At 56.7% G+C, this 3,199-nt stretch carries 5 protein-coding genes; 2 read left to right on the forward strand and 3 right to left on the reverse strand.

Annotation, left to right across the window (positions count from 1 at the left end):
• Nucleotides 1-205, reverse strand: a 205-nt coding sequence (locus VMU57_RS01360) for a hypothetical protein (protein WP_325380030.1), incomplete at its 3' end; no start/stop codon positions are given.
• 44 nt (nucleotides 206-249) lie between these two features.
• Here VMU57_RS01360 and VMU57_RS01365 point away from each other — a divergent pair.
• A complete protein-coding gene (locus VMU57_RS01365; RefSeq protein ID WP_325380033.1) occupies nucleotides 250-516 on the forward strand; it encodes a hypothetical protein in 267 nt (88 codons plus the stop codon).
• Nucleotides 517-586: 70 nt separating this feature from the next.
• Here the strand turns inward: VMU57_RS01365 and VMU57_RS01370 are convergent, their stop codons facing one another.
• Entirely contained in the window at nucleotides 587-1,390 is an 804-nt protein-coding gene (locus tag VMU57_RS01370) for a hypothetical protein (protein WP_325380035.1), read from the reverse strand.
• Nucleotides 1,387-2,427 (reverse strand): hypothetical protein, encoded by a 1,041-nt coding sequence (locus tag VMU57_RS01375; protein ID WP_325380037.1) that lies wholly within the window; start codon nucleotides 2,425-2,427, stop codon nucleotides 1,387-1,389. The genes VMU57_RS01370 and VMU57_RS01375 overlap by 4 nt, the downstream gene beginning before the upstream one ends.
• Nucleotides 2,428-2,492: 65 nt before the next feature.
• Here VMU57_RS01375 and VMU57_RS01380 point away from each other — a divergent pair.
• Nucleotides 2,493-3,199 (forward strand): hypothetical protein (locus VMU57_RS01380; protein WP_325380039.1); only part of this gene is annotated, 707 nt, incomplete at its 3' end.

The raw sequence follows: 3,199 nt of genomic DNA on the forward strand, positions 1-3,199 counted from the left end.
CTTCGAGGGGCACCGTGACCTGCTCGCCCCATAGGGTAGTTCCCAACGTCATTTTCGTCCCCGGCTCGGTTCGGAAAGCGGCGAGCGTGCCATCGGCCTGCCGCCGGGATTCCAGCACCGACGAGAGAGAAAGCTCGCGCAGGTACCGTGCCGTCTCTTTCTCAATCTTCCTCCCGAGGAACTGTTCCAAAATCCAGTCCATCATGTCCGTGATCCTCCATGCGGAAGGCCTGGCGTCCTTTCCGGTCTGTGAGAGCGGTCAGACTGCTTGGGACGCGCGTTCCGGCATTCGTGCAGACAGTATGCGGCGACGCTGATGCCGATGCCCAAAAGCAGGAGCGAAGGCCGAAACTGAATGCAGGCGGCGAACTGCCGGAGCAGGCAGGCGCCGATGAGGGCGCCGGCAAGAAAAATCGCGAGCCGTCTGAGCATTTCGCCGCCGCGTTGTGGACTTACCATATAGACCAGCGCCGAGACGATCAATCCAATGGCAGCTACCGCGCCGATCAAGTTTGAAAGCAAATGGATCATTGCTCCCCTCCGAATAAAGGGTTCCTTCCAGCACGCGCTCCAATTTCGGCCCGGCTCAGCGCGCCTCCGCCGTCCGGCGTGCGCTCCATGCACCGGGGAGAATGCCCGGCTTGGGGCAGTACGGTTCAAACCGAACAAGTCCCGGCTGAGTAAACAGCGAGCGCCACACAGCCTGGAGACGATTGTCACGGTGAGGGTCGCGGATCGTGGGTTTGCCGATTTCGCGTCCCGAAGGTCCGATCAGGTGGCCAGAAGTCTGAGCGAACCCGCAAAGGGTTACTGCGATGCCGGTATTGTCCAATGGCGCGGGAAGTGCACTCCGTACTTTCCGGCCGGAGTTGATCCGTTCCTCGATGGCTCGGACTCCGTTCTCTTCCAGGTCCGTGCTCACCCATAGTGCGCAGTGTGAGCCCGCTTTGCAGCCATCCGCCCGAAGTTCGGCGATAGCTTGTTGTACTCCAAGAAAAATAGGTGAGATAGCGGTCGGTTGCAGGGATTGGCATCTCGCCCACAGGTTCCTCAAGAGGGATTCCCGGCGCTCCGCGCTCGCCTGCCTGCCTTCAATGACCTTGCGTACCGTGGGAATCGCGTACGTCCCGAGCCGCCGTGGCTCATCGGCCGTGGCCTGGTTGCCCAAGACCAGAACAGTCAGAGTTGATCCCGCCGACATGTTGGGATCACCGAGTGCTTGCTCGGCGGAACCCACAAGTGACTGGCAACCCCCAGTGAAGGAGATGGAGGGGTCGTAAACCTCTTCGACATCGGTCACGGGATCGTTCTTCATCGCATGCACGCGCCAGCCGATGAAACTCCCAGATGCGACAATCGCCGCAATCAGAATGATGACAGGATGCTTCATGACGGCCTCCCGCTCGCACCGCGCAGGCGGCCAATGTTTTCATTTATGCCCGCATTGTAGCCATCTAATACAGCTTTTATGGCAACCGCTTCAAGTTCAGGCAGGTGCACGTTGCGGTGAGTCCGGTCTTCCACATAGGCGATCTTCCGAGCGATGGCGTCGCTTACCTCTTGCAGCCGCTTTTGGCGGCGGGCGAGGTCGACAAGCTCAGCGTCACGACAAGCAAGCGCTTTATCTTCACCAAGCTTGAAAAGTCGCCATTCGTCCTCTCGAACACGAAGACCACTGGCAAGCCACTCAAGCAGCAGCACCGCACTTACTTCGATAATCGTGAGCCCGACGGCGAATAAGACTTCGGAAGGACCTTGCGCGGAGGAGAGCCGGAGCGCACCGAGACCCAGACCAAGCACGACCCCGGCCGCTACCCCAGCCCAGGCCCATTTTGTTCGCCGACCGGAAAGAATTGCCCAGGTCAGCATCGCCGCAATGAACGATGCACAAATGGACGACGTAAACCAAGACAGCATTGGGTCACTAATGGTATAGAAGAGGAGGTCGTGCAACGTGGGCGCGACGGTGACGGTGATTGCAACGATGAACGCAGTTGCGAGCCAGACGCTTACTTCCGGCTTCGGGCCGGCCTTCGCTGTCCCCGCCAGCACTTTCTCGGCATCGTGAACATTTGCGGTTGCATGCGCCACCCCTTTTTCCATCTCTTCGCGTTGTTCGAGGAGTCGCTCGTACTCAGCGTGGTGCATCCGATCGAGCGCGTTGTTATCGGGATCGAACTTCTCTCGATAGGTGTCTCGCGCGATCGACCGCGCATGATCTTCCAGCGCGTGGATGTCTTCGGGAATAGGCTTGGAAGCGCCGCTCAATCGCGCGCGGTTGCACCCAAGTTCGAATAGACCCGTTTGCATCTGGAGTAGCGGGTCGCGACCGGGTGCAGAATCAAATACGTTATCCAACGGATGAATCGGCGGCGGTTCGAAGTTGTTATGATGGTACGAATTTGCTTTTTGGCCATTTGAATTCATGCTTTCCTCCTAGATTGCGGCTATTGCCGTGCAGGGTGTAAGTACCCACTCATAAGCATAGGGAGATGGAAGGGCCTGTAAAAGCTGCAATATGCAGCATTGATGCTTCAATATGCAGCAAGAAGCTGCTGAGGCAGGCTATCCCAGAGGAGATTGACGTGAAGGAAGTTCTCTCAGGATGGATTAATATCGCGAATTATATCGGAACGTGCGTTAGCACAGCCCAACGGTACGAACATGCGTTAGATTTGCCCATCTATAGGCGGGGAAATGGCCCAAGGCCCCCGGTTTATGCCCTTAAATCAGAGCTGGACCGCTGGCTGCGAGGCACAGCAGCCGAGCACATCGGAAGAGAAATGCGGGAGGACTTCGATCAACGCCCAAACCTTTTTACAAGTGGTGATGGGGCATTGCTTGCTCGGATCATGGATCGTATTCACACATTGACAAACGTGACGCTCTACCGGCGTGACTACCATATGGTATTTGCCCTGCAACGAACCAGCAGAGGGGTTCGAGCGAACATTGACTTGACATTCGAATTGGTAAACGCAACCAACGATGGTCAGAGTTATATCCAGGAAATTACCATCGATGATTGTGAGCATGGCCATGTAATAGAGATGGCCGTCCTCAAAGATGGAGTAGTGATCTACGCCTTGAAAAATCCTGCGCCTACCAAGAAGGAGCCAGGATACTCCGTCTACCATGGAAAGAAGCTGATGATCGAACCGGAGAGTAGCGGCGTGCCATATATGTGCCATATATCATG

This window comes from Edaphobacter sp. (assembly GCF_035532915.1).
In the GTDB taxonomy this organism is placed as follows: domain Bacteria; phylum Acidobacteriota; class Terriglobia; order Terriglobales; family Acidobacteriaceae; genus Edaphobacter.

What these genes read in the sequence shown, in the direction of transcription:
- VMU57_RS01370 (WP_325380035.1), bottom strand. Translation starts at nt 1,390, where the DNA reads ATGAAGCATCCTGTCATCATTCTGATTGCGGCGATTGTCGCATCTGGG.
- VMU57_RS01375 (WP_325380037.1), bottom strand. Translation starts at nt 2,427, where the DNA reads ATGAATTCAAATGGCCAAAAAGCAAATTCGTACCATCATAACAACTTC.